This is a genomic window from Thermogemmatispora carboxidivorans, from assembly GCF_000702505.1.
Classification (GTDB): domain Bacteria; phylum Chloroflexota; class Ktedonobacteria; order Ktedonobacterales; family Ktedonobacteraceae; genus Thermogemmatispora; species Thermogemmatispora carboxidivorans.
In genome coordinates, this window is sequence record NZ_JNIM01000001.1 from 4,886,053 (window position 1) to 4,912,874 (window position 26,822).

Here is a 26,822-nt window from a genome sequence, read left to right on the forward strand (position 1 = left end):
TCGATAACAGAGAAAGGAGATCTCGCTTATGCCCTGGTGGTTCTTCCGCCGCCACTCTCACAACAGCTCTCACGCTGCCGATCCCGCCCAGCCCTCTTCTGGCAGGCAGCTCGGTGAGGTCGCTCTCCCTCGCCTGCACGGCTCCCGTCGCTATCTGCAGGAGCAGCCCTATCTGCTCCCCAAGGACCTGGGCGAGGTTAACCGTCTGGACTTCCAGCACTACGCCCTCCGCGCTGCTCTGCGCGGCAACTACCTGGCCCCCATCGAGCAGCCGCGCCGTATCCTCGATGTCGGCTGCGGCACTGGCCAATGGGCCTTCGAACTCGCTCAGCAGTTCCCCCAGGCCCAGGTCGTCGGCCTCGACCTCGAACAGGTCAAGGCTACCACACCTCCTCCCAACTACCGTTTCGTCCAGGGGGATACGCTCAAGGGCCTCCCCTTCGAGAACAACTCTTTCGACTTCGTCCATCAGCGGCTGCTGTTCCTGGCCATTCCTCTGAACGCCTGGCCGGGCGTCGTTCAGGAGCTCGCCCGCGTCACCGCCCCCGGCGGCTGGGTCGAACTCGTCGAGACTGGCACTGCTCTACAGGACTGGCTCCCCTGTGGCCCAGCCACTCAAGAATTCTGGCGACTTGCGGCCCAACTCGCTGCTTTACGAGGAATAGATACCGACGCTGTCCCGCGCTCCCTAGGGCGCTACCTGGAAGAGGCCGGCCTTGTCAATATTCACTATCAGCCTTTCAATATTCCCCTGGGCGAATGGGGAGGGCGTATCGGCTCCCTGATGGCTCTGGACCTGCGCGAAGCCTGCAAGGCCATAGGTGCCCCTATCGCGGCCCACTTCGGGCGCTCTGAGCAAGATCTATTGCAGCTGATCGAACGGGCCAGCCAGGAGTGGAATGAGTTTCGAACAAAATGGCCCTTTGTCGTCGCCTATGGCCAGAAGCCCTTGACACACTAAGGCCACCTGCGCTCAGGCTCCCTGCCTCTCGACTGCTCATCGACTAGCAAGGAGGATCATGTCATGCCCTGGTGGTTCTTCCGCCGCCGCTCTCGTCCTGCTGCCTCCCAGACCGCCCCGGCTGCCGCTTCTGGCTGGCAGCTCGGCGAGGTCGCTCTCCCTCGCCTGCACGGCTCTCGCCGCTATCTGCAGGAGCAGCCCTATCTGCTCCCCAAGGACCTGGGCGAGGTCAACCGCCTCGACTTCCAACACTATATCTTGCGTGCCGTGCTGCGCGGCAACTACCTGGCTCCCATCCAGCAGCCGCGCCGCATCCTCGACGTCGGCTGCGGTACCGGCCAGTGGGCCTTCGAACTCGCCCACCAGTTCCCCCAGGCCCAGGTCGTCGGCCTCGACCTCGAACAGGTCAAAGCCGCTACTTCTCCACCTCCCAACTACCGCTTCGTCCAGGGGGACATTCTGCAAGGTCTCCCCTTCGACGACAACTCCTTCGACTTCGTCCATCAACGCCTCCTTGTTCTGGCCATTCCTCAAGCAGCCTGGCCGGACGCCGTCCAGGAACTGGTCAGGGTCACCTCCCCCGGCGGCTGGGTCGAACTCGTCGAAGCCAGTATTGCGCCAAAAGATCTCACTCCCTCGGGTCCTGTTACTCAGCGACTCTTTGGGTTGGGGGGGGAATTAGCCGCGCTGCGAGGCATCGATAGCGAAGGAGTAGTAGCCCGTTCCCTGGACTACTATCTCTCAGAAACTGGTCTCGTCAACATCGAGCGCTGTCAGATCGAAGTTCCAGTTGGTGAATGGGGTGGACGCCTTGGCTCTTTAATGGCACTGAACTTCCGAGAAGGGGCGAAAGCACTCAGCGCTCCAATAGCTCATCGATTCGCTATAACGGAGCAGGAGGTTGCCACAGCCATTGAAGAAATGCTGCAGGAATTTAACAGGTATCATACGCAATACAGCTACATCGTTGCTTATGGTCAGAAGGCGTGCTAACCAGTCCAACTAGAGTGATTCGACAAGACTAGAAGGAGCCATGTTCTATGCCCTGGTGGTTCTTCCGCCGCCGCTCTCGTCCTGCTGCCTCCCAGACCGCCCCGGCTGCCGCTTCTGGCTGGCAGCTCGGCGAGGTCGCTCTCCCTCGCCTGCACGGCTCCCGTCGCTATCTGCAGGAGCAGCCCTATCTGCTCCCCAAGGACCTGGGCGAGGTCAACCGCCTCGACTTCCAACACTATATCTTGCGTGCCGTGCTGCGCGGCAACTACCTGGCCCCCATCCAGCAGCCGCGCCGCATCCTCGACGTCGGCTGCGGTACCGGCCAGTGGGCCTTCGAACTCGCTCAGCAGTTCCCCCAGGCCCAGGTCGTCGGCCTCGACCTCGAACAGGTCAAAGCCGCTACTTCTCCACCTCCCAACTACCGCTTCGTCCAGGGGGACATCCTGCAGGGCCTTCCTTTCGATGACAACTCCTTCGACTTCGTTCATCAACGCCTGCTCATAGCTGCTATCCCGCAGCCCGCCTGGCCGGGCGCCGTCCAGGAACTCGCCCGCGTCACCTCCCCCGGTGGCTGGGTCGAACTCGTCGAGCTGAGCACCCATATCAGCAACCTTACTCCCTCTGGGCCAGCCAATGAGTACCTTGCCTCTCTTACGGGCCAGCTCGCTGCTCTCCGTGGTCTAGACAGCGAAGGCATCGTCACCCGCTCCCTCGATCGCTATCTGGAACAGGCCGGCCTGGTTAAGGTCCAACGCCATCCCATTAGAGTTCCCCTGGGTGAATGGGGGGGCCGCATCGGCTCTCTACTCGCTCTGGACTTCCGCACGATGTGGACAGCAATCAGCACTCCGCTGGCTGCTCGCTTCCAGATCCCTGAGCAGGACGTGCTTCAACTCATAGATCAAGCCTGCCGGGAATGGGATGAGCTGCATTCCAGCTGCTCTTTCACAGTGGCTTACGGTCAGAAGCCTTGACCCGCTGACGCTGCCTACCCACAGTGCTCAGCTCCTCAGCTACCTCTCATCGATAACAGAGAAAGGAGGTCTGTACTATGCCCTGGTGGTTCTTCCGCCGCCGCTCTCGTCCTGCTGCCTCCCAGACCGCCCCGGCTATCGCTTCTGGCTGGCTGCCCGGTGAGGTCGCTCTCCCTCGCCTACAGGGTCCGCGTCGCTACTTGCAGGAGCAGCCCTATCTGCTCCCCAAGGACCTGGGCGAGGTCAACCGCCTCGACTTCCAGCATTATGCCCTCCGCGCTGCTCTGCGCGGCAACTACCTGGCCCCCATCGTCCAGCCGCATCGCATCCTCGACGTCGGCTGTGGCACCGGCCAATGGGCCTTCGAACTCGCTCAGCAGTTCCCCCAGGCCCAGGTCGTCGGCCTCGACCTCGAACAGGTCAAAGCCGCTACTTCTCCACCTCCCAACTACCGCTTCGTCCAGGGGGACATTCTGCAAGGTCTCCCCTTTGATAACGACTCCTTCGACTTCGTCCATCAACGCCTGCTCTTCCTGGCCATTCCCCTGCCAGCCTGGCCGGGTGTCGTCCAAGACCTCGCTCGCGTCACCGCCCCCGGCGGCTGGGTCGAACTCGCCGAGACTGGCACTGCCCTGGAGGATTGGCACCCTTGTGGTCAGGCCACCCAAGAATTCTGCAGGCTTGCAGCTCAACTCGCCTCACTGCGGGGAATAGATACCGACGCTGTCCCGCGCTCCCTAGAGTGCTACCTGGAAGAGGCCGGCCTTGTCAATATTCACGGCCAGCGCTTCGCTGTCCCCCTGGGTGAATGGGGCGGACGCATCGGCTCTCTGATGGCACTGAACGTATGTGAAGGTTGGAAGGCTATTAGTGCGCCCCTCGCTGCCCGCTTCGGCAAGCCCGAGCAAGAGGTGCTTGCTCTTATCGAGCAAGCCCATCGTGAATGGAACGAGTTCCATACTTCCTGCCATTTCGCCGTCGCCTATGGCCAGAAACCCTTGACGCACTGAGACGGCCTGCGCCCAGGCTTTCTGACTCCCGACTGCTCATCGACTAACAAGGAGGATCGTGCTTATGCCCTGGTGGTTCTTCCGCCGCCGCTCTCGTCCTGCTGCCTCCCAGACCGCCCCGGCTATCGCTTCTGGCTGGCTGCCCGGTGAGGTCGCTCTCCCTCTCCTGCACGGCTCCCGTCGCTATCTGCAGGAGCAGCCCTATCTGCTCCCCAAGGACCTGGGCGAGGTCAACCGCCTCGACTTCCAACACTATATCTTGCGTGCCGTGCTGCGCGGCAATTATCTGGCCCCCATCCAGCAGCCGCGCCGCATCCTCGACGTCGGCTGCGGCACTGGCCAATGGGCCTTCGAACTCGCTCAGCAGTTCCCCCAGGCCCAGGTCGTCGGCCTCGACCTCGAACAGGTCAAAGCCGCTACTTCTCCACCTCCCAACTACCACTTCGTCCAGGGGGACATTCTGCAAGGTCTCCCCTTCGACGACAACTCCTTCGACTTTGTTCATCAGCGCTTGCTCTTTCTAGCCATTCCTCAAGCGGCCTGGCCGGACGCCGTCCAGGAACTCGCCCGCGTCACTGCCCCCGGCGGCTGGGTCGAACTGGTTGAATCGAGCCCGGCACCGCAGGACCTCACGCCTTCTGGCCCCGCTACACAGGAATTTTGCAGGCTTGGAGGAGCACTGGCAGCTCTGCGCGGGTTAGATACGGAGGGTACAGTACTACGCTCCCTGGCTCACTACCTGGAAAAGGCCGGCCTCGCTAACGTCCACTACCATCCGTTCGACGTTCCTCTCGGCAAGTGGGGCGGACGTCTCGGCTCCTTGATGGCCATGAACCTACATGAAGCATGGAAGGCAATTAGTGCTCCCACTGCTGCTCGTTTCAGCAGATCCGAGCAGGAGATCCTGCAGCTGATCGAGCAAGCCAGCCAGGAATGGAACAAGTACCGAACACAGCTACACTTTGCGGTAGCCTACGGCCAGCAGCCTTTTACTCGATGACCAGATCCAACCAAGCGTCTCGCCTTATCGTTGGCCCATCTAAGGCCCACTGACAGCAAGGAGGATCGTGCTTATGCCCTGGTGGTTCTTCCGCCGCCGCTCTCGTCCTGCTGCCTCCCAGACCGCCCCGGCTGCCGCTTCTGGCTGGCAGCTCGGCGAGGTCGCTCTCCCTCGCCTGCACGGCTCCCGTCGCTATCTGCAGGAGCAGCCCTATCTGCTCCCCAAGGACCTGGGCGAGGTCAACCGCCTCGACTTCCAACACTATATCTTGCGTGCCGTGCTGCGCGGCAACTACCTGGCTCCCATCCAGCAGCCGCGCCGCATCCTCGACGTCGGCTGCGGTACCGGCCAGTGGGCCTTCGAACTCGCTCAGCAGTTCCCCCAGGCCCAGGTCGTCGGCCTCGACCTCGAACAGGTCAAAGCCGCTACTTCTCCACCTCCCAACTACCGCTTTGTTCAAGGCGATGTGCTCAAGGGTCTCCCCTTCGATAGCGACCATTTCGACTTCGTTCATCAGCGCTTGCTCTGGCTGGCCATTCCATTGCAGGCTTGGCCGGACCTCGTCCGGGAGCTAGCCCGCGTTACCGCTCCCAGCGGTTGGGTTGAACTTGTCGAGTTCGGCACAGGAACAACTGACTTCGCCCCGACTGGCCCCGCCACAGAGCGCTATCTGCATCTGGCCGGGCAACTGGCAGCCCTGCGCGGCCTCGACACCGAAGGAGTAATCATGCGTTCTCTCGACCGCTATCTGCGCGATGCCGGACTGACCAGGGTAGAATACCAATTCTTCGAGGTGCCTCTGGGCCAGTGGGGTGGGCGCCTCGGCTCCTTACTAGCACTCGACTTTCGCGAGAGTTCAAAGGGCCTCAGCGGCGCCATAGCTGCCCATCTCCAGATCCCAGAACAGGAAGTTCTTGATTTGATTGAATCAGCAGCAAGCGAGTTCGATGAATTCCATACGCGCTACCGGCTCGCCGTTGCTTATGGGAGCAAACCACCAACCACCCACTAGACCCCTATCCGTCAGACGGCAGTGGAGACTGATCAACTTCTCTGTCCTGATCAGGTCCTTGCTCTCTCTTGGAGCGAGTCGGGGATACCTCAGTCCCTTGATGGCTTCCGCCAGGTATCGTGAAGCCCGAGAGGTCATCAGGACTTCCGTGTGGCTCGTTTCAGCGGGTCTGAGCCGGAAGTGCTAGCCCTCATTGACCATGCCCGTCAGATCTGAAAGCCCTGCTGGACACCTTGTGATTGCGCTGTGACCTATGGTCCAGAACCACTCACGCGATGAACAAGTCATTGCTCAATGCTGTACTATTTAGGTCGTATGAGCATTAACTTGCCCGCAAGGAGGAATCTCTCATGCCCTGGTGGTTCTTTCGCCAGCGCCGCGAGACAAACGCTTCCGCCACTCCTGTTGACCCTGTTCGGCCTGCGTCTCGTCCAGAGGTCAGTGAGACACTTCAGCAAGGTTCATCAGCCTCGCGCCGCTATCTGGACGAGCAGCCCTATCTGCTCCCCAAAGACCTGGGCGAGGTCAACCGTCTGGACTTTCAGCATTACGTCCTGCGCTCCGCGCTGCGCGGCAACTATTTAGCGCCCATCGTCCAGCCGCGCCGCATCCTCGACGTTGGCTGCGGCACCGGCCAGTGGGCCTTCGAACTCGCTCAGCAATTTCCCCAGGCCGAGGTCATCGGCCTCGACCTGGAGCCAGCCAAAGCTAAAGCTACCACCCCACCAGCTAACTACCGTTTCGTTCAGGGCGATGCCCTGAAGGGCCTCCCCTTTGAGAATGAGACCTTCGATTTCGTCCATCAACGACTGCTGGTGCTGGCTATTCCTCTCGCGGCCTGGCCAAATGTGGTGCAAGAACTGGCCCGCGTCACTGTTCCCGGCGGTTGGGTTGAACTGGTCGAGGCAGGCACACACGTCAGTCATTTCAATCCAGCTGGACCAGCCACCCAGCAGTTTCTCTATCTCATGGGTCAATTAGGGGCCTTGCGCGGCCTCGACAACGAGGGTGGGGTCCTCCGCTTCCTGGACGCTTACCTGCGTCAGGCCGGGCTGCTGCAGGTCAATCGCCAGGATATCGATATCCCACTTGGCGATTGGGGCGGGCGCGTTGGCTCTCTGCTCTCCCTGGACCTACGTGAGGCCGGTAAAGCGATCAGCTCTCTCATCGCCGCCCGCTTCCAAATGCCGGAACAGGAGGTCCTGGCCCTCATCGAACAGGCCGGACAGGAGTGGAACACGATGCGGACGCGCTACCACGTCGTCGCCGCTTACGGCCAAAAACCTTATAGCAGCTGAGGAAGGCCCGCCACTGACTCTGCCCCCCCCGCTTCGGCAGCCATACCAGAGTCTGACCTGGCGAGCACTGGCCTTCTTCATGTCCGAGAGAAGATACAACAGAAAGGAGTGAGTAGCCCTTATGCCCTGGTGGTTCTCGCGACGCCGCTCCCGTGCGGCTTCTACCCACCGAACAGGCTTCGAGGAGAGCGTACTCGCGTCTCGGCCCAGTTCGCGTCGCTATCTGGGCCAACAGCCTTACATGCTTCCCAAGGACCTGGGCGAGGTCAATCGCCTCGACTTCCAGCACTATGTGCTGCGCGCTGTCCTGCGCGGCAACTATCTGGCTCCCATCGGACAGCCTCGACACATCCTTGATGTCGGCTGCGGCACCGGCCAATGGGCCTTCGAGCTTGCTCACCAGTTCCCCCAGGCTGAGGTCGTTGGCCTTGATCTCGAACAGGTCAAGGCCACCACACCTCCCCCTAACTACCGTTTCGTCCAGGGGGATACGCTCAAGGGCCTCCCCTTCGAGAACAACTCTTTCGACTTCGTCCATCAGCGCCTGCTCTTCCTGGCCATTCCTCTGAACGCCTGGCCTGGGGCTGTCCAGGAGCTCGCCCGCGTCACCGCACCCAGCGGATGGATCGAACTTATTGAATTGAGCACCGACCCCGACGATTTCGCGCCTGTTGGTCCGGCTACACGCGAGTTCTTCCGCCTGGCTGGTCAGGTGGCTACGCTGCGCGGCTTCGATACCCAGGGGGTTCTTACGCGCTCACTTGACCTCTATCTGCGAGACGCGGGCCTCACCAACGTCGAGCGCCGCATGATCGATGCCCCTATCGGGGCCTGGGCCGGTCGCCTCGGCTCTCTCTTCTCGCTGGACATCCGCGAGGCCTGGAAGGCTATGACGCCTCCCATCGCTGCCTATTTCAAAATGCAGGAGCAAGAGATCTACGACATCATAGAACAGTGCGGTAGAGAATGGGATACTCTAAATACTTGTTACCGCTTTGTGGCAGCCTACGGACAGAAACCGTGAGATCAGGCCACAAGCGAACGGGACTGGCGAGTCGCTCGCTGCTGCCCGTGCTGGGATTCTCTCCGGCAAGCCTATGAGGCCGCACGATGCAGGAGAAGGGAGCAGAGAGCGGCGGGTTTCTTGGCGGGAAGCTCGCCGCTCTCTGCGGTCGCCCCTCCACGAGAGGAGATGAAGAACAGGGGTTCATTTCCCTTTTCTGTTGACGTTCAGATGAGCGTCTACCCGACAACACCAACGGCGGGCGCTATTGCTGGTCGTCGCCACAGCCACAGGTACCCCACCACTTAAGCTGCCATAAAAGATCGTCGTCTCATCGATTCGACTCGCTATGGATGTAGACAAGGTTCTGATGGCTCCCCAGAGCCAGAGGGCGCATGATCGCTGCCCGTGTGCCGAGGGGATTGCTGGGCGAGACGCTGGGGCAGGAGGTTTGGGTCTCCAGCATGGGTACGCTCCGCCGCGGTACGGGCGTCGAAGGGTGCGCCCACGAGGGAGGCGTTACCGTCGCTTCGCCTGGCGAATGCCAGAGCTGCCTTCGCTCTAGATGCTTAAGGATGCACTGCAGGCAGTCAGTATAAGACAGAGAAAGATAAGTAACCAGCCAGGCTGTCTGGCTACGCTCCGCTTCGTGCGACAAGGCTCACTGTTTCACCTCTGCAGTACAGCTCGGGCCTTCTTTGAGACATTGGGAGCCGATCTAAAGGTGAGGTAGGCTCTCGCTTTTTCCTTTAGCCACGGCAGAGGTAAAAGGCGATGAGGTGGCTCACAGCGATACCGTTGCTCACTTCGTAACAGCTATCGGTGCCTCTGCAAGTGAAGTGAAGGTCATCTCCTCCGGGACCACGCTGGATCGACTCCCTTCCTCGCAGCTCTGATGCAGCCTGGCAGGCTAAAGGAGCGGACCGTGATGATCAGGCTGTCTTCTTCAAGACTCTTCGTGAAGGCGATAGTACTTTCGATGGATTCCTTGGGAAAGACCCTGAAGGTTGGCGAATCATCGGGTAATCTTCCCGAATGTGAGAGATGTGCGTATCGGGAAAACGATACGCCAGGTTGCCAGGAAGGATTGAGCGGCCCGGATCTACCGGTGGGGAGGAGATGGACCGCTCGTGCTGGTCGCTCAGGGCAAGCCATCCAGGGTGCAGCGCTTGTAGCTCTGCCCCACCCGCTCGGGATGGCCGGCCTGCTCAGACCAGGGTACCTTGAACAAGATCAGACGATTGCATCGCTGTGGCTCAGTTTGCAGGTCGGTCGTCGGTGGCGCGGCGGCTAGCTTTCCTCGCAGGGGCGGTCGTCAGCAGCTCGCGCCGCGGTGGTACAAGATCCCATGCCATCCCAGTAGCTCCAGACCAGGCTCACTGTAAAAGGTCTGGTCAGTCAGCTGAATGGGGTGAGCAGGTCAGTTCGGTTCTCATTCGCAACTGGAGTCGCCTCTGTCAGGCCATCACGTAACCAGGGCTTGCCGTAAGTAAGTTCGTTGGTCGGTCGGTCGAGTCGCCTGAACCAGTCAGTCGTAAGCCAGTGCATCATCACCACAGAATAGCCCGAAGGTTACGGAAAGCAGTAGCATGGCATCTTGACAGCATGAGAGGGCAGTTCGGATGGTCGCCGTCGATGGGCCGCTACCTCCTCCTCTGCCCGACTCAGCTTGGCTTAGCTCAACTGATCTGCTCAGCCAGCACCGTCCGCCAAAGGAGTCGCGCGCCTGGGACGTGGGACGAACCAGGCCGGGCTGGACACCATCCACCGCTGCGAGGAGGGCTATCTGCGCGCGCCACCGCCGCCGGCCCGGGCCAGGGCCTGGATCAGGCCGGCCCGTCGTAGCTCGCTTACTCACTAGGTACGCCTGTTTGCCATACTCCTTACCTCGCCTTTCGGCGAGGGCTCGCAGTTCACTTTGTCGAGGTTCACTTATTTGATGATTTCGATTGGGGAGGTTTCACAATGCTGAAGAAGAATCTGCGCTGGATCGTTCCGCTGGTTGTCCTGCTGGCCGTCGTCGCTCTGGCTCTGACCCTCACACCGCTGGCGACCCACGCGGCTAGCCCGAATATTTACTGGTGGCCTCTCTAAAGCAAGCTTGGAAGATCTGTAAGGGGCTTGAGAAACTGGTGACAGAAGCAGCTTATTGTTCACCTGTCTCGATAGCCCCTTCGCCATTATCCTCGAGATGCATAAGCCAATCTTCTATTTCCGCTATAGACCGATGTCCTATAGATCGCAAGATCCCAAAACTTTTCCGAGCCATTTCCTTAGCCTCATCTTTCCTTCCCTCTAATGCAGCTATTCTAGCTAGCCCATACTGAGCAAGAGCCAACAAATCTTGTGCCCCTCCTGGTATGGTATTCATCATATCCTGAAAAGTTTTTCTAGCATCTTCAATCTGATTTCTTTGTATATATATATTACCATATTCATTTAAGGCATGACAAATAAAATAAGGAACCCCTAGTTCTTGTGCTAGTATCAAACCCTCTTTCAGAAGCACTTCTGCCTTTTGTATTTGAAACCTTCTTCTATTAATTATAGCCTCATTAATAAATATAGCACACATTAATTCCTTGTGATCTATATTCCTTGCAAGCATCAATGCTTCATCAAAATACGCATCAGCCAATTCATAGTTTCCTAACTCAGTCTCAGCTTCCCCTAGATTGATAAGCAATAGACTCATCCATTCAAAGCGGTTCATGAGCCGGGCCAATGACAAGGCTTCCTGAGCATACTCTTTGGCTAGAAGATGCTTCCCCTGCTCTCCAGCAGAAGCGCCCAAACTAGCGAGCATCAAGCAGATACGCTCACGATCTCCAATCTCTCTAGCCAGGGCCAGCCCCTCCTGGAGATAGGCATCGGCCTGGCGATAGTCTCCAAGGCGAGCAGCGATCTCCCCAAGCTTGCCCAATAGTTCACAAATCTGCTCCTTATGACCGATCAGCCGCGCTATCTGCAGTCCTTCTTGCAGATAGACTCCAGCCTGCACATAAATTCCACGCCTTGAAAAGACCGTTCCCAAATCCGTCAGCAGGGCACAGATGCGCTCGGGATCGCCCAGGGAGCGGGCCAGTTGCAGCCCCTCCTGAGAGTAGCTCTCGGCAGCCGTATAATCGCCCTGGCGCAGCGCGATCTGCCCGCGGTAGAGCAGCACCCCCGTCATCCCGTGCTGATCGCCCAGGGCCTGGGCCGCCGCCTGCGCGCGCTGCAGCCACAGCTCGGCCACCCCATACGAGGCCCGCACCAGCAAGAACGGCGCAAACGTCACCGCCCCGCGCACCAGCTCCGCCTGCCGTCCCAGCATATAGGCCGCCTCCAGGCCGGCCACAATCACCGCACTCTCCCGCTCCAACAGCTCATAATCCGTCCGATGCTCCTCAGCATAATCGATTGCATACTCCATCAGACGGGCAAAAGGGGCCTGCACCGCCTCCTCACCCTGGGCCTCCAGGCGTGTCCGCGCATAATCCGCAATCACCTGATGCAACAAATAGCGATCGCCGCCATTGCTCTCCAGCAAACCCGCATCCACCAGCGCATCCAACTCATCCGTCGAACAGGCCGCCACCGCCAGGGCCGCCTCCTCCGAAAAGCTCGCCGGCTTCGGCGGAAAAACCGAGAGCGCATACAACGCCGACCGCGCCGCCTGGCTCAGCTGCTCATCCGAGACCGCAATCACCGACTGCAACGACAGCACCGGCTCGCCCGGCAGGCTCGAATGCACCTCCACCGGTCCACGTGACTCTGTCAAACCCAGCCTCACCCGCGCATCGCTCAGCCGCTGCAGCGCCGCCCGAATACGGCGCACCTGACCTGCATAGCTCTCCTTACGCAAATAATTCCCAATCAACGTCAAGGCCAACGGCAACCCCCCAACCGCCCGCACCAGAGTCCGCACCCGCTCCGGCTCCTGCTCCACCACCGCTGGCGCCAGCAAACGCAGCAACTGCACACTGTCCTCCTCGCCCAACTCCGCGATCGCCGCCGCCCCCTCCACCGCAAACTCCGTCGCCACATGTGCAAAGCGCGTCGTCAACAAATGAGCGCACTGAGACCCGCCCACCTTCAGCGCCAGCGCCTCCTCAATGCGCCAGGCATCATCAATGACCAGCAGCATCCGCCGCGGCCCAATCGCCGTACGCAAAGCCCTGGCCCAGGCCTCCAGACTCGTCAACCCAGCCACCTCCGTCGCCGGCAAACCCAACAAAGCCCCCCAGCGACTCAGTAGCCCCGTCATATTCGGACGCGGTCCCAGGGCCGCCCAGAGAATCCCATCCTTGAAATAGGCCCGCACCTCGGGATCATGCGCCAGAGCCACCGCCAGCGAAGTCTTGCCCACCCCAGGCAACCCATTCAACGCGCTCAGAGCCACCGCCTCACCGGCAAAAAGACGCCCCTTAATACGTCGCAGCTCAGCATCGCGTCCCACCAGGCGCACCGGCGGCGGCAAAGGAATCATCGGATCAATAATCGCCTCAGCCGGACGCCCACCCATCACCTCCCCCAGCGGACCAGAGTCAAGGCCACGTTGCAGCTCTTGCTCACCCCGTCCCCCTCCACCGCCGCCAGCCTCCACCTCCACCCCATCCCCTCCCTGCGCCCCCCGCCCTGGCGTCTCAGACCCAGCAGCGGGCGTCAGATCCAGCTCCTCCTCCGTCAACCCGAACAGCCGGCACAGCTTGCGCCGGAAATATGGATTGGGCTTCGTTACCCCGCGCTCCCAGCGGCTCACATTGACATGCGTCGTCCCCAGTCGCTCAGCCACCTCCTGCTGCGACCAGCCACGGCTCATGCGAGCCTCCACGAGACGCACGCGGGGCCGTGGTGGCTCCTCCACCGATCGGTTGCTGCTCATGGACAGGCCTCCCCCGACGCCCAAAAGAAGAGAACCCCTCGAAATGATAAAGATGTCTAGGGAAATGATAACATAAGTACTTTCTGATGTACATGGTCACTCGGCATAATAAAGTAAAGAACACGTAGGGAAACGGTGGAGGCTCTTTCAGGGACGGAGCCCCCGCCGCCAGGTGAGGCCAATGCCACCCGCCGCAGGACCACGGCGCGTCTCACCCCAGGGACCCTACCATTGACCTCGCCCCCTGCGTGCTCTTCTTCTCTTCCTTCGCTCGCTCGTACGCCTTCTGGCGCAGCCGAGCCCAACCAGCCAAGCAGCTCGCCAGGCAGCAGGAGCAGGAGCGGATCGTACCAGCAAGCATGGCCACCAGCCGTGGCCCAGTGTTCGGCCAGCCACCAACGCGAGGGATCGCCGTCGCCGCCGCACCAGCGATGCAACGGCCCGGCCCGGTTCGATCCGCGCGTCCACCGGTCAGGGAGTACTATCAGTCATATGCAGCAACGCACAAGGAGAATCGCCATGCAAATGATCGCCTGCCGAGAAGAGGCCCGCATCGCACGCAAACTGACTCACGATCGCGAGCACATCAAGCACTATACGTTGCATGGCGTGCTCCCAGAAGGATACGTCCTCGCCCTCAATACGGCCTTCGGCACCCTCTCCTGCCTCACGTATCTCGACAAACAGCCAGCGCTGGTGCTCCAGCAGCAATTTACCAATAACGAGATGAACGTCCTCCGCCCGCTGCTGGACTCCTACCCCTACTACTGCCCGTACGAGGTGCTCTTCGCCCACTTCTATCACGGCGAGGTCACCGAGCGCACCATCGAGCGCTGTCGTGCCAACCTGCTCAAGGCCCTTGAAGACGGCACCTGGGAGCAGGCCACGCGCCCTATTCGCAACGTGCTCTCGCGCGTACGTATCAAGCTGCGCATCTTTGGTATCAATATCGTCTCTATTCTGGAGACTGGCTATATACTCAAAGCGGCCCCGGCACCGGTCTCTAGTACCGTTGCCTGAGTGGCCCCACTCGTTCAATAGCCAAGTCACAGCCGCGTCGGCTCCGCCGGCCATCCCGGGGAGAGAAGAGCGACAAGGCACCAGCCAGGAGGGGAACATCCTCCAGGTGCCCAGCAGATACTTCTCCCTTCTCCCCCGACGACCCGAGGCAGAAGGCTGCTCACCTCGCGTTCGGCCCCCCGCCGAACCGATGGGGAAGGTGAGCAGCCTTCTGTTGGTTCTTCCCGGCTCTCCAGCCAGGCCAGCTCACCAGCCCGCCAAAAGCACCAGGCCAGACCAGAGACTAGACCCGCACGTACGACCAGCTCTGCGGCTGACCGTTGGCATAAGGCATGCAGCCATGAAATGGACGCGGGTCATCATCAAAGACCATCGACAGGAAGTAGCGGTCGCCAGGCCACAGCGGCACCTTCTCCAGCTCTGCCAACGGCACCCAGACCAGCGTCCCCTCATGGTTGCCAGCATGCGGCTGCCCAGACCAGCGCTCAATACGGAAAATAAAACCAAACCAATCCTCGCCGTTCTTCCCAAACCCCGGCCAGGAGATCGTTCCCCGCAAGACCAGCTCCTCCGCCTCCAGCCCAGACTCCTCGCGGATCTCACGCCGCATGCCGCTTACTATATCCTCGCACGGCTCCAGCCGCCCCCCAAGTCCATTGTACTTGCCAAAATGCAGATCATCAGGACGCTTGTTGCGCTGGATCATCAGCACCTGCTGACGATCCGGCGACAGAATATAGCCGAGCGTTGCCAAAACCGGTCGAAACAAGGTCAGCTAACTCCTTTACCAAACAGAATCCGGGCAGCGCCCCCACGCAGCCAGTCAGCTGGCCTTTGCTTTGCTTCGATCTCCGCCCGCTCCTACCAAGACCAACGCCTCAGTCGGCTCCCCTCCCCTACCACACCGCCAGCATGGCCAGCAGCTCCTGAGTCCCAGCAATGCAATGAGCACGAGCAGCGACGCCACCACGGCTTAGATTCTATCAAGCGAGGCAATCTTCCAACTCCCGCCCAAATCCTTGAACACCAGATGCGAATGATAGGCTGCCAGATTGCTGCGGGAAATCGTCATGATAATGAGCACAGGGCTGTTGGCATCGACCTCAGCCGAAAAAGCCGTGACCTTGCCCATCGTCTCGTCAAGCGAGCGCGCCGTCTGTACAAAGAGATCCCTGGTCAGGGGCCGAGGGCGATCACCAGTAGGATTAATGGTCACATCGTTCGCCAGATAACCATAGGCCCGAGCATAGTCCTGGGCCTGGACAGCAGCGTAGAAGCTGAGAGCCACACTGACAATCGAAGTCTGCACCGGCCTCGTCGGAGCCACCGTCGCCGTCGGCGAGGCCCCAGGAGCCGAGATCGGGGCCGCAGTCGCCGTCGACGCCTCTTCTCCCACAGGAACAGAGGCCACAATCTTCGGCCTCACGCCCGACTCCATCGTCGGAGAAGCTCCCCCCCCAGATCCATGCAAGGCCGGCAGCGCCTCACTGCCACAACTACTCAAGAGCACAAGACTCGTTAGCCACCAAAGAAGCACAAGGCCCAGATTCCACCATCGCATCGCTCTTTTCCACCCTTCTATCCTTCCTTAGACTCACCAATCCAGATCGACGCTCCCCGACTCAGTTCCGGGAGCATCAGACACTTCCAACCATAATACGATTTTCTCACAAAATACTGCTAAAATACAATATCTTATCAAGGCCCGATGGCCCCCAAGCAGTGTCAGACCAGAAAAGCGTTATTTCCTGCAGACAGCCCTCGCTTGACAAGCTCTTGCACATTCGGTTATTCTCGAAGAAAGTTTCATCGCTACCTTGCTAAATACCAAAGCAGGACCGGGGCCACCGTCTCGTTCTATCTTTCCTCAAACCTGGGGTGAGTACTATTATGCTTGCTTGTAAAGGATGAGCTATTGCCCACCTGGGATGGGACCTCTTCAAAGACCTATATATGTAGATTTTATGAACGGTATGTTCTCCAGCTTCACCGAACCAGCCAGGCAAAAACTGCTGGCCCGGGAAACACGTCGTACCGTAGGGCTGCCGAGCGAGAACAGCGGGGACAACAAACATGGAAGAAACGCTAAGCGAACTCAATCTGACAGCGCTGGCCAACTGCTGCGTCCTCGAGCTGCAGCGCTCGCGCCGGCACGAGCCAGCCGATGGAGGCTATTGCCTGGAGTTATTTCGCCGCGCGGTTGAGCAACAAACCGACCAGGCCTGGACTCTGCTACAGCAATGTCTGACCGAGACTGTTCGCCTCTGGCTGCGCACCCACCCCGGCATGAGCCAGGCGCTCCAGCACGATTCCGAAGAAAACTACATCGCCTTGACCTTCAGCCGCTTCTGGCAGGCAGTTCAGGAACATCCCCCCGAGTTCCCAAGCCTCAAGGCCGTGCTGAGCTACTTGCATGCCACGCTCCACGGCGTCATTATCGACGTGCTGCGCAGCTATCAACGCCGGCAGGAGATCGCTCTGCCCCCACTCGAAACCCCATTCCTGTACAAGGAAGCCGAGGAGCCCAGTGATCAGGAAGACGACTATACCTGGGAATCGATCCAGAGCCTGCTGCCTCACGAACGCGAGCGGCGCCTTGCTTACTTACTCTACTATTGCGGCCTGAAGCCTCGCGAGATCGTACTGCGCTGCGCCGATGAGTTCAGCGATATCAAGGAGATCTACCGTCTGAATCATAATCTGATCGATCGCCTGCGCCGCAACCGCGAACGCCTGCGCTGGCTGTTGAGAGTCGAGTAGGCGCAGTCAGACAGATCCAGCTACGGAAGACAAGACAACCGCCAGCAGGCAAAGAAAGCAAGAAAGCAAGAAAGCAAGAAAGAAAGAGAAGAGACGCGCAGGGTTGGGCGCTCAGCCCTGCGCGTCTGCTGTGTGGCCAGAAGTGGGTGTGGTGTGGCGTCCGTAATGGGTGAGAGATGCGTCTTCTGTACCCTTCCCTTGCTGCTAAGACCTGAAATCTTGCTTCATTCGTCATCCAGGAGGCTCTGCATGATCAACCCATTCATATCGGAAGAAAATACGTGCTGTCCTCCCATGCAATAGTAGAGTACATTCCCACGCTCATCGGTGACCGGGATCGACTCGGTCTCTGGATCAACCAGAATAATGCCTTCCTCATGATCCTCTGAGCAGTGGAGGTACTTGAATTGCTGGATTTTCATAATTTTCTCCCTTTCGTGCTGTTGCTTCACCAGTGCATCAACCACATTCTCTCTGGCGCCACTCGTGAATCTACCGAGAGAAATTCCAGAATCCAACATCTGACCGGTCAGAGGGATAACAGTACTACCTCTCACTAAAGAAGGACGCCTTTACCACTCGACCGCGTCAATCTCCACTCCAAAGGAGCCAGACACTCTGGAGCAGCAAGCCCAAACAAAACAAAAAGCCGTACCCTGATGGCAAGACAGCACAGGAGCACAAGGGCACGGATCACAGGGCCAGCAATCACCCTCTCGCCCGCTGGCGAGCTGGAGCGCCGCAACAATAGGCTTTTGCGGCTGCGCTTCTTGGATGAGAATCAGGCATCAGCGGCCAGCCGCTCAGCCAGGGTTCATCGCCAGCTGAGATCAGCTCGGGGAGGCAAACCCGCCACGCTCTAAGAGATCGCGCAGCACAACTGCATTGTTATGCTCACTATCTCGCGCCGAGTAGACAAGGGTCAGCGGTCCGCGCTGGGCCAGCTCCAGGAGACGGTTCAGCGCGGCACGAGCCGTTTCCTGGTCGCGCAGTTCCTGCTCATAGCGCCGACGAAACTCGGGGAACTTCTGGGGATCATGGGCAAACCAGCGGCGCAGCTCATCGCTGGGAGCCACATCTTTGAGCCAGAGATCGATCCGTGCCCGCTCCCGGGAGAGGCCACGTGGCCAGAGCCGCTCGACAAGCACTCGCGTTCCATCGCTCTCTAGCGGCTCCTCGTAGACACGCTTGAGCCGAACCAGAGGCGTCTCTCCAGACATGACCGGTCCCTCCTTTCCTCGAAGCAAGTCAGGGCTGTATTCGGATCAGGCAGTGCCACCACTGGGCAAGAGGAGATCATAGAGCTGCTGCTGGCGCGCGATGGCCTGGCGATAGCGCTCGCCGCGCGCGCGATCGGGAAGCACTGGGGAGGCCAGAGGTGGCGCGATCTGAGCTACGTCGGGGACAAGTCCCAGGGATTCAAGGGCCAACAGGGCCACACCACGCACGGCAGCCTCGCGCATCCGTAAAGGATAGAGCGGTTCACCCAGCACATCTGCAATGATCTGTTGCAGCGTCGGAGAGCGCAGGAGCGCCCCCCCACTGCCAATGATTTGCGTTCCTCCCTCACGTAGCTGTGGCTGGGTATTGAGGCGCCCGTAGACAACAGCCAGGCGATAGGCCAAAGCCTCCATCGCCGCTCGCAGCAGGTCTACAGGACGTAGCTTCAGATGCAGGCCGGCAATGGTCATGCGCGCCTCAGCATGCCAGCCAGGGCTGCGCTCGCCCGCTACAAACGGCAAGATGGTAAGACCATGACTATCAGGCGGCACCGCCGAGACCAGCGGCTCTACTTCGTCCAGCGGCGGCAGACGTAACAGCTCTGTCAACCAGGATAAGAGGTTGCCGCCTTCGCTTAGCGCACCTCCCAGCAAAGCCCGGCGCGCATCGAGCAAATAGAGCCAGAGGCCAGGCGGCGGCTCAACGCTGTCCGCCGGCACCGTCACCCGCAGTGCGCTGGAGGTACCTATGGTCAGAGCATAGCGCGCACTCACAACACAGCCCGAACCAACATTCGCCGCCGCCCCATCGCCAATGGGCGGGAACCAGAGCGCATCTTTCAGCAGCGGCCAGCGCTGAGCATAGGCAGGACGCAGCCCCTGCAAAGTATTGCGCAGATCAGCGAGTACCGGAAACTGCTCCCGACGCACCGCCAGGGCCTGCAGCAGGTCCTCATCCCAGCTGAGGCTCCGCAGATTCAGCAGGCCCGTTCCCGAGGCCATCGAGAGGCTGCAAACCGAGCGCCCCAGTAAGCGCCGATGCAGAAACTCGCCAAAGGAAAGCCACTGGGCGCTTTCTTGCAGGAGCGCAGGACGCAGCTGCGCCAGCCAGCGCAGCCGGGCTGGCCAGTAGCTGTTTTGCAACGGAGCCCCCGTGCGACGATGAATGGCCCGCTCGTCAAGCAGCGCACGTAGCTCAGCCGCCGCCGCATGCGCGCGCGTGTCCTCCCAGGTAATGAGCGGTAGTAACGGCTGCCCCTGGGCATCAATCGCTATCAGGCTGTGCCAGAAGGTGTCGGTCGCCACCGCAGCGATGGTCTGCGCAATCACTCCCGCCGCTTCGAGTACTCCATCGATGGTTCTGGCCACCAGCTCAACAAGCCTGTCGCCATCGATCGTGGCTTCTCCTTTGGCCGACGTGTTGAGCTGGTAACGATACTGGGTCAGGGTCCCCGGTACCGCTTCACCTCGCGCATCAACAAGCATGGCTCGCACAGAAGAGGTTCCCACATCGATAGCCAGGACTGTCGGCTCGGCCAGCGTATCTCTCGATCCGGCACCTTTCACGCTTCCTACGCTCCTTTTGTTGTTCTATTCCCTTTTCCCAAGATTTCTTTTGCTCGCAATGAGCAGAGCAGGTCTCGACTCGGCCCCACGCAACAGAGAAGCAGAAGAATGGGCAAAAGGCTGCTTCTTCCTTCGCGACTCCTGCAGTGGCACCTCCACAGGAGTAGCCCCTATGCTGACACGTTGCAGTGGCCGAAAGATGTGTCAGGATTCCTGTTCTTCCCGTGGATCAGTTCGATCATATCATACGTTTCAAGATGCAGTACCCTGCTCTCACCAGGCGGCAGCAGACAGCAGCTGGGGGCAGAGCGATAAGAAGAGGACTCTGCCAAGGCGGGTTGCAGCGAAGAAGGAAGCGGGCTGATATCTTATAATAGACTACAGCCCCTGGATGGATTCCACCTCTGGCCAGAGAAACATCACGCAGAAGGACTATTTGCATGAGCACGACCATGAAACAGCCGGCAGAAATGCGACGCCGCGTAGAGGACTACGACCTGATTACCGGGCGGGCGCGCTTTGTAGATGACATCAGGCTGAATGGACGCCCACCCATCCTGCACGCCGTTTTCGTCCGCAGTCCCTACGCCCATGCTACTATCGAGGGCATCCAGCTCGACGAAGCGCGTAGCCTGCCGGGCGTGGTAGCGACATTCAGCGCCGCCGATCTACCAGAGCTGCCGCCGATCTTTGCAGTACCTGTGCCTGGTGTCAAGCGTCCGGAGAAGCACCCACTGGCCAGGGACAGGGTACGCTACGTTGGTGAGCCGGTGGCGGTCATCGTTGCCGAGAGCCTGGCTGCTGCCACCGATGCCCTTGACCTGGTCGAGGTCGACTACGAGCCGCTGCCGGCGGTCAGCGATCCCGAGGCCGCTCTGGCTCCCGATGCACCCGTATTGTACCCCGAGTTTGGCAGCAATCTGGCCTTCGAAATGCCGCTGAAGGCCGGCAATGTCGAGGAGGTCTTTGCTCGCGCCAGCCATGTCACCCGTCTGCGCCTGGAGAACCAGCGTCTGGCCCCTTCCTCACTAGAGAACCGCGCCTGCCTCTTCGACTACGACCCAGAGACAGGCCAGCTGAGCGCCTGGCTCTCTTCGCAGGCGGTTTACCAGGCTCACCAGGTTTTGGCGGAAGCCCTGGGCCTGGAGCACCGTCAGGTTCATGTGCACAACGCCATGAGCGGCGGCGGCTTTGGAGCGAAAACGCGCCTCGGCGGCGAAGAGCTGGTCTGCGCCGCCCTCGCACATCGACTGGGCCGCCCGGTGAAATGGATTGAAACGCGGCGCGAGAATCTGCAAGCTCAGACCCACGGGCGAGGCCAGATCAACTACGTGGAGGCGGCCTATCAGGACGATGGGCGGCTGCTGGCCCTGCGCCTGCGCAACATCGCCGACCTGGGCGCCTTCTTGCTGGGGATCACGGCCCTTGTACCGATCCGTACCCCACGCCTCGTCTGCGGTGCCTATCAGCTAGAGGCCGTTGAGAGCACAGTGCTCGGCGTCTTCACGAACAAGGTCCCCACGATGGCTTACCGGGGCGCAGGTCGCCCCGAGGCGACCTATATCATCGAGCGCGTCATCGACCGCGTCGCCGCCGAGCTGGGCCTTGATCCTGTCGAGGTGCGACGACGCAACATGCTCCCGTCTGGGTCTTTCCCCTACGAGACCGTCACTGGCCAGCGCTACGATAGCGGCAATTATCAGGCTGCCTTTGACCGTCTGCTGGAGCTGGCCGACTACGAGGGCTGGCGGGCCCGCCAGCGCGAGCGCCGCACCTCTGATGACCCGCGCTTGCTCGGTATTGGGCTGGCAACCTTTACCGAGATCTCTGGCGATGAGGGAAACCAGCCGCGCGAGGCAGCCACTGTGCGCATCCGATCCGACGGCACCGTTGTGGTGGAAAGCGGCGTCTCCTCGACCGGCCAGGGCCACGTGACCGCCTTTACGCAGATCGCCGCCGAGGTCCTGCAGGTTGCGCCCGAGCGCGTCGAGGTACACCTGAACGATAGCCGACTGCCGGCCTTCAGCATCGGCACCTTTGCCAGTCGCGTGACTCAGATGGGCGGCTCCGTCGTGCTGCTGGCCGCGCAGGCCGTGCGCGAGAAGGTCCTACGCCTGGCCGCCCAGGCCCTGGAAGCGGCCCCCGCTGATCTGCTCCTCCAGGATGGGCGGGTAATGGTCCAGGGGGCCCCAACACGCGCTGTGACCCTGGGAGAGCTGGCGCGCCTGGCCGAGGAGCAGCCCACCCTGCTTGAGCCAGAACCCGCTGACCCACTGACTGGCCAGTCAATCACGGGTCTGGCCGCTCGCCGTGACTTCGCCTCCGGTCCCACTTTCTCTTTCGGGGCCCATATGGCAGTCGTCGAGATCGACAGCGAGACCGGCGAGGTGCACCTGCTGAGCTACGTGGCCGTCGATGATGCGGGCCGCATTCTTAACCATACGCTGGCCGAAGGCCAGCTCCACGGCGGCTTGGCTCAGGGCATCGGCCAGGCTCTGTATGAGCAAGTGCTCTACGACGAGCATGGCCAGCTCATTAGCGGAACCCTTCAGGATTATGCACTACCGCTGGCGACGATGGTCCCCTCCTTTACCAGCGATTTTGTGGAATCGCCTTCGCCGAATAATCCGCTCGGAGCCAAGGGCATCGGCGAGTCGGGAACGATCGGCGCCCCACCAGCCATTGTGAACGCCGTCCTCGATGCCCTGGCCCCTCTCGGCATCAAGGAAATCGACATGCCTCTCACGCCAGAAAAGATCTGGCGCACGCTGCAAACAGCGCGCTCGTCGACCTGAGCCGGCCCCAGGACGGGCGCGCTCAGGCGTGATCACCTCACCAGACTGGCACGCGCGGGCGCGCCCCTTTCCTTCTGACCTCGTGCCAACGCCGCCCCCTCTCTCAACGATCTCACCTCACGGCTGGCGCAGGCGGTCGGGTCGCTCAGGAGAAAGAGCGCAGCGAGTCGAGATAGCGCTTGAACTGAAAGCGGTTCTCTAACAAATCTAGATCGAGACGATAGGAGGCCGGGCCGCTCGCCTCCACTTTGGCCACCAGGGTGGTCATTACCCGGCGTGCCAGGGCCTCAGTCACCGCATGGCGGAACTGGGCAGACGTCTCCGCCTCCATGACGAGCGGCATGCCCGCCGCCCGCGCCATTTCCGCCAGCTTAGCCCCGCTGGCGGTCGCCGTGGGAAAGCCCCCTATGGAGACCAGGCTGCTATTGTCAAAGACAATGTGGAGCAAATTCGGAGGCCGATAACGGGCCAGCGTTGTGAGGGTGCCGAGATTCATCAGCAGGGAGCCGTCACCATCGAGGACAATCACTTGCTGCTCCGGGAGCGCAAGGGCCAGGCCCAGGCCCAAGGACGAGGCCAACCCCATCGAATGCTCCATATAGAAAAAGTTGGGTCGATGACCAAGCGCATATAGCTCGGCAGCGACCGCCCCCATAATGGTAACCACAATCCGCTGTTCTAGCTCGGGATAAATCTCCCGCAGGGCATCCGCGCGCAACATGCTCTTTGCTTCCCCTCCTTCTGCTCATCATCAGAGTACAAGATCCCTCTCTGTGCTTACCCAGGCTGCGCCCAGTAAGAGAAGGCCGCTACTCAGGCCTCCTCATCGTCCCAGAGCACTTCGCGGGTCAACAAGACCGCCACCGGATGCAGAGCCGAGAGAGCCAGCGCCTGAGCCTCCTTGAGGCGTCGGGCCACGTCATCTTCGCGGCGCAGGCAGTAGTAAGGGATTGTCAGCGCTCGCAGCACCGGCTCCGTGACCAGTCCCCCCTGCGTCTGCCAGGGGTCCCTTTCACCCCAGGAGCCGCGATAGCTGATGAGCAGTAGCACAGGGATCTTGTACAGCATGGCCAGCGAGACGAGCGGATTAATGGCCGCCAGCAAGCCGTGGTTCTGCATCACATGAACCGAAGGGACGCCAGCAAAGTAAGCCCCTGCCGCAATGCCGATCGACTCCTCCTCTCTCGCCACCTGCACAAGGCGCATCTCCTGATCCGCCTCTACCAGACGCAGCAAGGGAACAAGCCAGGTCTCGGGCAAAGCCGAAACCAGCCTGATATCACAAGCCTTGAGGGCCTCGTAGATGCGGCGCGCCCCCTCCAGAGAGACTGGCATCGTGCTATCCTCCTCTCTGACATTCAAACCTGAGCGAGCAGAGAGTCTGCGAGCTGCATGCATGAAAGGCGGAGGGAGCATCAGCTTTCAACTCTCGCTTTCTCTTAGGCTAGTATAAAACATCAGCGAATGACCTTCCAGGAAGCACAGCACTCCAACAGAGCCAGGCACCAACTGGAAAAGCAGCGCTCCCTGTGGCATACTGCAAGAGGAGCAAGCGCGAGCGCCGCCCCGGAGGAGGGCCGGCCTGATATGGCCTGCCTCACCAAGCACTCCTGGCCAGCAGACAGGACACGCAGCGCAGGCGGCTCCCCGCACTTTCGTCCGGCTCGGTTCGGTCGGTTCCCTCCCCCGCGTCGCCGGCGGGAAAGACCAACGAGCCGAGCCAGCCCTAGCCAGTCCGAAGCGCTTGCCTCATCGAGGCAGGTCACAGCGACTACCCATTGGACAGGAGAGGATCAGCCAACGATGACTGAGTTACTGCAGCACCTTCCACTGGCCGGCAAGCGAGCCGTTGTCACAGGAGCCAGCAAAGGCATCGGACGCGCCACCGCTCTGGCCCTCGCTGAGGCCGGGGCCGATGTGGGCATCTGCGCGCGAAATACCAGCGAGCTAGAACAGCTCGCGGCCCAGATTGAAGCCCAAGGTCGGCGCTGCGTCTTTACGACCTGCGACGTGACCGACCCGACCCAGGTTGAGCGCATGGCCAACGAGCTGCGCACAGGTCTGGGCGGCGTCCATATTCTGGTCAACAACGCCGGCATCGCCGGCAGTCACAAATTCCTGAACCACCCCGACGAACTCTGGCACCGGCTGCTCGCCGTTAATCTGACCGGGGTCTACTACGTCTGCAAAGCCTTTGTGCCAACGCTCGTCGAGCAGCGCTACGGGCGCATCATCAATATCGCCTCCATCGCCTCGCGCGTCGGCGGGCGCTACATCGCCGCTTACACGGCCTCCAAGCACGGTGTTCTTGGCCTGACCCGCGCCCTCGCCGTCGAGCTGCTCCCCTACAACATCACGGTGAACGCCATCTGCCCCAGCTACGTCAACACACCAATGACAGACGCCAGCGTCAGCAACATCGTGGCCCATACCGGCATGAGTGAGGAGCAGGCCCGTCAGAGCCTGGCGCGCAGCAGCCCCCAGAACCGCCTCATTGAGCCAGAGGAAGTGGCAGCAATCGCCGTCTTTCTGGCTCTGGAAAGCAGCAAGGGCATCAACGGGCAAGCCATCAACATCGACGGCGGCGGCGTCATGTCCTGATAGGCACCAGCCCCACGGGCAGGTACCAGAGGTCTCACTCCCTGGTGATACCTGCCCTCTGAGGCTCTGATCACTCGCGCTCTGCTGCCAGCAGGGTTGTTCTCGCAGGACGCCTGTTGCCTCTCTTATGCTCTCTCGCCACTTCATCAGCAACAGCGGCCCGCGGTCAAGGTCGACGCTGCTTGCATGCATCGGCTCTCCTGACAGAAGAAGTGTCTGAAAGCGCGCAACAGCCTGATCTCCCTGCAGGCCCTCGGTCTGGCGCCTTGCAGTGAACCGCCCGCCACAGAGTACACACAGCCAAACAATCCATCCTGCGAGCGATGTCATCCAACCCTGCCAGTTAGCTAGCTAGAGAGGCAAGGAGTCATCATGAGACATCTTGCAGCAGTGCTGGCCGCCTGCAGCCGGGTTCTGATCGCAGGCATTCTCTGGGTAGGTGTTCGGCTCTTTCATAAGATCGAATTTCACGGCCTGGAGCACCTACCTGCGCGTGGGCGACCAGTCTACTTTGCTATGGCCCACAAACGCGACGTTGATCCGATGATCGAGGTTCCCACCATTCTGGCGCGCTGGAGCTGGCGAGCCATCACCCGAGACGTCCTCTTTGCCATTCGCAGCGACGCCTTCGCGCCCCGCTTCCTCAGCCGCATTCTCCCAGAGCCAGGCTGGCTCTCGCGCCTGCTGGGGCTGCTCCCGCTGGAGGGCCTCCTGCGCTTCATCGGTCTGCGTCCGATCGAAAACATCCACCTGCGTCCGATCGAACTTTGGCTGCGCAATGCCCTTGAGAGCGAGGGAGACCGTCCGGCGGGCGAGATTCTCGGCCCGGCCTTTCTCCAGCAATGGGCACACAGTGCTGGTGAGCAGGCGCAGCGTCTGGCCACCGCTCCCTGCTCGCGGCTTCTTTCCTGGCATTATCGAAGCATCTTGCGCCGTCTCAGCGGAGCTGAAATTTTCCAGCCGGAGGTCTATCTACGTGTCAAGAACCGGGTATTGGAGGAACTGAGGCAGCAGCTCAATGTTCTTTCAGCCTGGCTCGCCCGGGATGGCTCGCTCTGGGGGGCGCCGGAAGGCCAGCTCTCACCTGATGGCCGCCTTGGTCCAATTACTGCAGCCCCTCATCGCCTTCTGCGTGGCGGCGCGCCCGAAACCTGTGTGGTGCCCATTGCGATCATGTATGATTTTATGACCGTGCGCCGTCGCAAGCGGGTCTTCGTCAGTGTGGCCCCGAGCATCGAGCGTGCCCCCCAGCTGCCGCAGCGCGAGCTGCATGAGCAACTGCGCCACGCCTGGCTCTTGAGCGCGCACTTCACCTGCACCCAGCTCGCCAGCGGCTTCCTCGTTCAGCGCAGCAAGGAAGGGCACCCTTTCTTTACCCTGGATGAGCTGGTCATGGCTATTAACCGCCAGGCGCTGCAGCTGAAGCGAGCCGGCAGGCATGTTGACCGGCGCCTGTTCAACGCTCGCAGCGTGCGCCGGCTCGCCCGCCACTATCTCAGGTATGCCGCACACCGGCAGCTCGTGCGCCGGACTGGGCGACGCACCTGGAAGGCCACCATCGGGAGCCTCTCTATCCAGGTGGGGCGCGGCGAGCCTGGCTATCGTCAGGCCCCCCTGGCCTATGCCTGGAACGAGCTACAGGATCTGCTCAGCGTCGGTCTGGCTAGCCCGGCTTCGGTCTCCGCAGCCAGCGCCGCCCGCCATAGGGGCCAGGCCAGCTGAGATCGGCGGAGGCACCAGGT

23 protein-coding genes are annotated in these 26,822 nt (G+C 60.8%); 14 read left to right on the plus strand and 9 right to left on the minus strand.

The window, feature by feature from the left end; all coding sequences use genetic code 11:
- Positions 1-28: 28 nt before the first annotated feature.
- From N688_RS19305 to N688_RS19340, 8 genes are all read left to right on the plus strand, one after another.
- Entirely contained in the window at positions 29-961 is a 933-nt protein-coding gene (locus N688_RS19305; RefSeq protein ID WP_052890805.1) for a class I SAM-dependent methyltransferase, read from the plus strand.
- 63 nt (positions 962-1,024) lie between these two features.
- On the plus strand, positions 1,025-1,954 hold the full coding sequence (locus N688_RS19310; protein ID WP_052890806.1) for a class I SAM-dependent methyltransferase: 930 nt from the start codon (positions 1,025-1,027) through the stop codon (positions 1,952-1,954).
- A 47-nt stretch (positions 1,955-2,001) separates the two neighbouring features.
- Positions 2,002-2,928 carry a class I SAM-dependent methyltransferase gene (locus N688_RS19315; RefSeq protein ID WP_052890807.1) on the plus strand — a complete coding sequence of 309 codons (927 nt, stop codon included), beginning with the start codon at positions 2,002-2,004 and terminating at the stop codon, positions 2,926-2,928.
- 77 nt (positions 2,929-3,005) lie between these two features.
- Positions 3,006-3,938, plus strand: coding sequence for a class I SAM-dependent methyltransferase (locus tag N688_RS19320; RefSeq protein ID WP_052890808.1), 933 nt, complete (start codon positions 3,006-3,008; stop codon positions 3,936-3,938).
- Between the two features lie 64 nt (positions 3,939-4,002).
- The gene (locus N688_RS19325; protein ID WP_052890809.1) at positions 4,003-4,938 is read left to right on the plus strand and encodes a class I SAM-dependent methyltransferase; all 936 of its coding nucleotides are present in this window, start codon (positions 4,003-4,005) and stop codon (positions 4,936-4,938) included.
- A gap of 73 nt (positions 4,939-5,011) precedes the next feature.
- Positions 5,012-5,950, plus strand: coding sequence for a class I SAM-dependent methyltransferase (locus N688_RS19330; RefSeq protein ID WP_052890810.1), 939 nt, complete (start codon positions 5,012-5,014; stop codon positions 5,948-5,950).
- A 350-nt stretch (positions 5,951-6,300) separates the two neighbouring features.
- Positions 6,301-7,248: a class I SAM-dependent methyltransferase gene (locus N688_RS19335; protein ID WP_052890811.1), complete on the plus strand. Its 948-nt coding sequence runs from the start codon at positions 6,301-6,303 to the stop codon at positions 7,246-7,248.
- 121 nt (positions 7,249-7,369) lie between these two features.
- Complete coding sequence (locus N688_RS19340) at positions 7,370-8,272, plus strand: class I SAM-dependent methyltransferase (RefSeq protein ID WP_052890812.1); 903 nt, start codon at positions 7,370-7,372, stop codon at positions 8,270-8,272.
- A gap of 310 nt (positions 8,273-8,582) precedes the next feature.
- Here the strand turns inward: N688_RS19340 and N688_RS23845 are convergent, their stop codons facing one another.
- Positions 8,583-8,717: a hypothetical protein gene (locus N688_RS23845; RefSeq protein ID WP_272945047.1), complete on the minus strand. Its 135-nt coding sequence runs from the start codon at positions 8,715-8,717 to the stop codon at positions 8,583-8,585.
- A 1,499-nt stretch (positions 8,718-10,216) separates the two neighbouring features.
- On the opposite strand from N688_RS23845, the gene N688_RS23850 reads away from it, so the two are divergent.
- Positions 10,217-10,345 carry a hypothetical protein gene (locus tag N688_RS23850; RefSeq protein ID WP_272945048.1) on the plus strand — a complete coding sequence of 43 codons (129 nt, stop codon included), beginning with the start codon at positions 10,217-10,219 and terminating at the stop codon, positions 10,343-10,345.
- 52 nt (positions 10,346-10,397) lie between these two features.
- Here N688_RS23850 and N688_RS19345 read toward each other — a convergent pair whose 3' ends face one another.
- The gene (locus N688_RS19345) at positions 10,398-13,118 is read right to left on the minus strand and encodes a tetratricopeptide repeat protein (RefSeq protein WP_052890813.1); all 2,721 of its coding nucleotides are present in this window, start codon (positions 13,116-13,118) and stop codon (positions 10,398-10,400) included.
- 492 nt (positions 13,119-13,610) lie between these two features.
- On the opposite strand from N688_RS19345, the gene N688_RS19350 reads away from it, so the two are divergent.
- Positions 13,611-14,138, plus strand: coding sequence for a hypothetical protein (locus N688_RS19350; protein WP_238321095.1), 528 nt, complete (start codon positions 13,611-13,613; stop codon positions 14,136-14,138).
- A gap of 283 nt (positions 14,139-14,421) precedes the next feature.
- Here the strand turns inward: N688_RS19350 and N688_RS19355 are convergent, their stop codons facing one another.
- The gene (locus tag N688_RS19355) at positions 14,422-14,907 is read right to left on the minus strand and encodes an NUDIX hydrolase (protein ID WP_052890815.1); all 486 of its coding nucleotides are present in this window, start codon (positions 14,905-14,907) and stop codon (positions 14,422-14,424) included.
- A gap of 204 nt (positions 14,908-15,111) precedes the next feature.
- Positions 15,112-15,699 carry a hypothetical protein gene (locus N688_RS19360; protein WP_156025526.1) on the minus strand — a complete coding sequence of 196 codons (588 nt, stop codon included), beginning with the start codon at positions 15,697-15,699 and terminating at the stop codon, positions 15,112-15,114.
- A 512-nt stretch (positions 15,700-16,211) separates the two neighbouring features.
- Here N688_RS19360 and N688_RS19365 point away from each other — a divergent pair.
- Entirely contained in the window at positions 16,212-16,898 is a 687-nt protein-coding gene (locus tag N688_RS19365; protein ID WP_052890817.1) for a sigma-70 RNA polymerase sigma factor region 4 domain-containing protein, read from the plus strand.
- 224 nt (positions 16,899-17,122) lie between these two features.
- Here N688_RS19365 and N688_RS19370 read toward each other — a convergent pair whose 3' ends face one another.
- The 3 genes from N688_RS19370 to N688_RS19380 form a co-directional block, all read right to left on the minus strand.
- Positions 17,123-17,320, minus strand: coding sequence for a hypothetical protein (locus tag N688_RS19370; protein ID WP_052890818.1), 198 nt, complete (start codon positions 17,318-17,320; stop codon positions 17,123-17,125).
- A gap of 408 nt (positions 17,321-17,728) precedes the next feature.
- On the minus strand, positions 17,729-18,118 hold the full coding sequence (locus tag N688_RS19375) for a DUF488 domain-containing protein (RefSeq protein ID WP_156025529.1): 390 nt from the start codon (positions 18,116-18,118) through the stop codon (positions 17,729-17,731).
- Positions 18,119-18,163: 45 nt separating this feature from the next.
- Entirely contained in the window at positions 18,164-19,684 is a 1,521-nt protein-coding gene (locus tag N688_RS19380) for a gluconokinase (RefSeq protein ID WP_052890819.1), read from the minus strand.
- A gap of 440 nt (positions 19,685-20,124) precedes the next feature.
- Here N688_RS19380 and N688_RS19385 point away from each other — a divergent pair, with 440 nt between their 5' ends.
- On the plus strand, positions 20,125-22,479 hold the full coding sequence (locus N688_RS19385) for a xanthine dehydrogenase family protein molybdopterin-binding subunit (protein ID WP_052890820.1): 2,355 nt from the start codon (positions 20,125-20,127) through the stop codon (positions 22,477-22,479).
- A 145-nt stretch (positions 22,480-22,624) separates the two neighbouring features.
- Here the strand turns inward: N688_RS19385 and N688_RS19390 are convergent, their stop codons facing one another.
- Together N688_RS19390 and N688_RS19395 are read right to left on the minus strand one after the other, a co-directional pair.
- A complete protein-coding gene (locus N688_RS19390) occupies positions 22,625-23,200 on the minus strand; it encodes a thiamine pyrophosphate-dependent enzyme (protein WP_052890821.1) in 576 nt (191 codons plus the stop codon).
- Positions 23,201-23,292: 92 nt separating this feature from the next.
- Positions 23,293-23,814: a thiamine pyrophosphate-binding protein gene (locus tag N688_RS19395; protein ID WP_052890822.1), complete on the minus strand. Its 522-nt coding sequence runs from the start codon at positions 23,812-23,814 to the stop codon at positions 23,293-23,295.
- A 468-nt stretch (positions 23,815-24,282) separates the two neighbouring features.
- Between N688_RS19395 and N688_RS19400 the strand changes: the two genes are divergently transcribed.
- Both N688_RS19400 and N688_RS19405 read left to right on the plus strand, forming a co-directional pair.
- Positions 24,283-25,080 carry an SDR family NAD(P)-dependent oxidoreductase gene (locus N688_RS19400; RefSeq protein WP_052890823.1) on the plus strand — a complete coding sequence of 266 codons (798 nt, stop codon included), beginning with the start codon at positions 24,283-24,285 and terminating at the stop codon, positions 25,078-25,080.
- A 372-nt stretch (positions 25,081-25,452) separates the two neighbouring features.
- Positions 25,453-26,802, plus strand: a complete 1,350-nt coding sequence (locus N688_RS19405; protein WP_052890824.1) for a lysophospholipid acyltransferase family protein — start codon at positions 25,453-25,455, stop codon at positions 26,800-26,802.
- Positions 26,803-26,822: the final 20 nt, after the last annotated feature.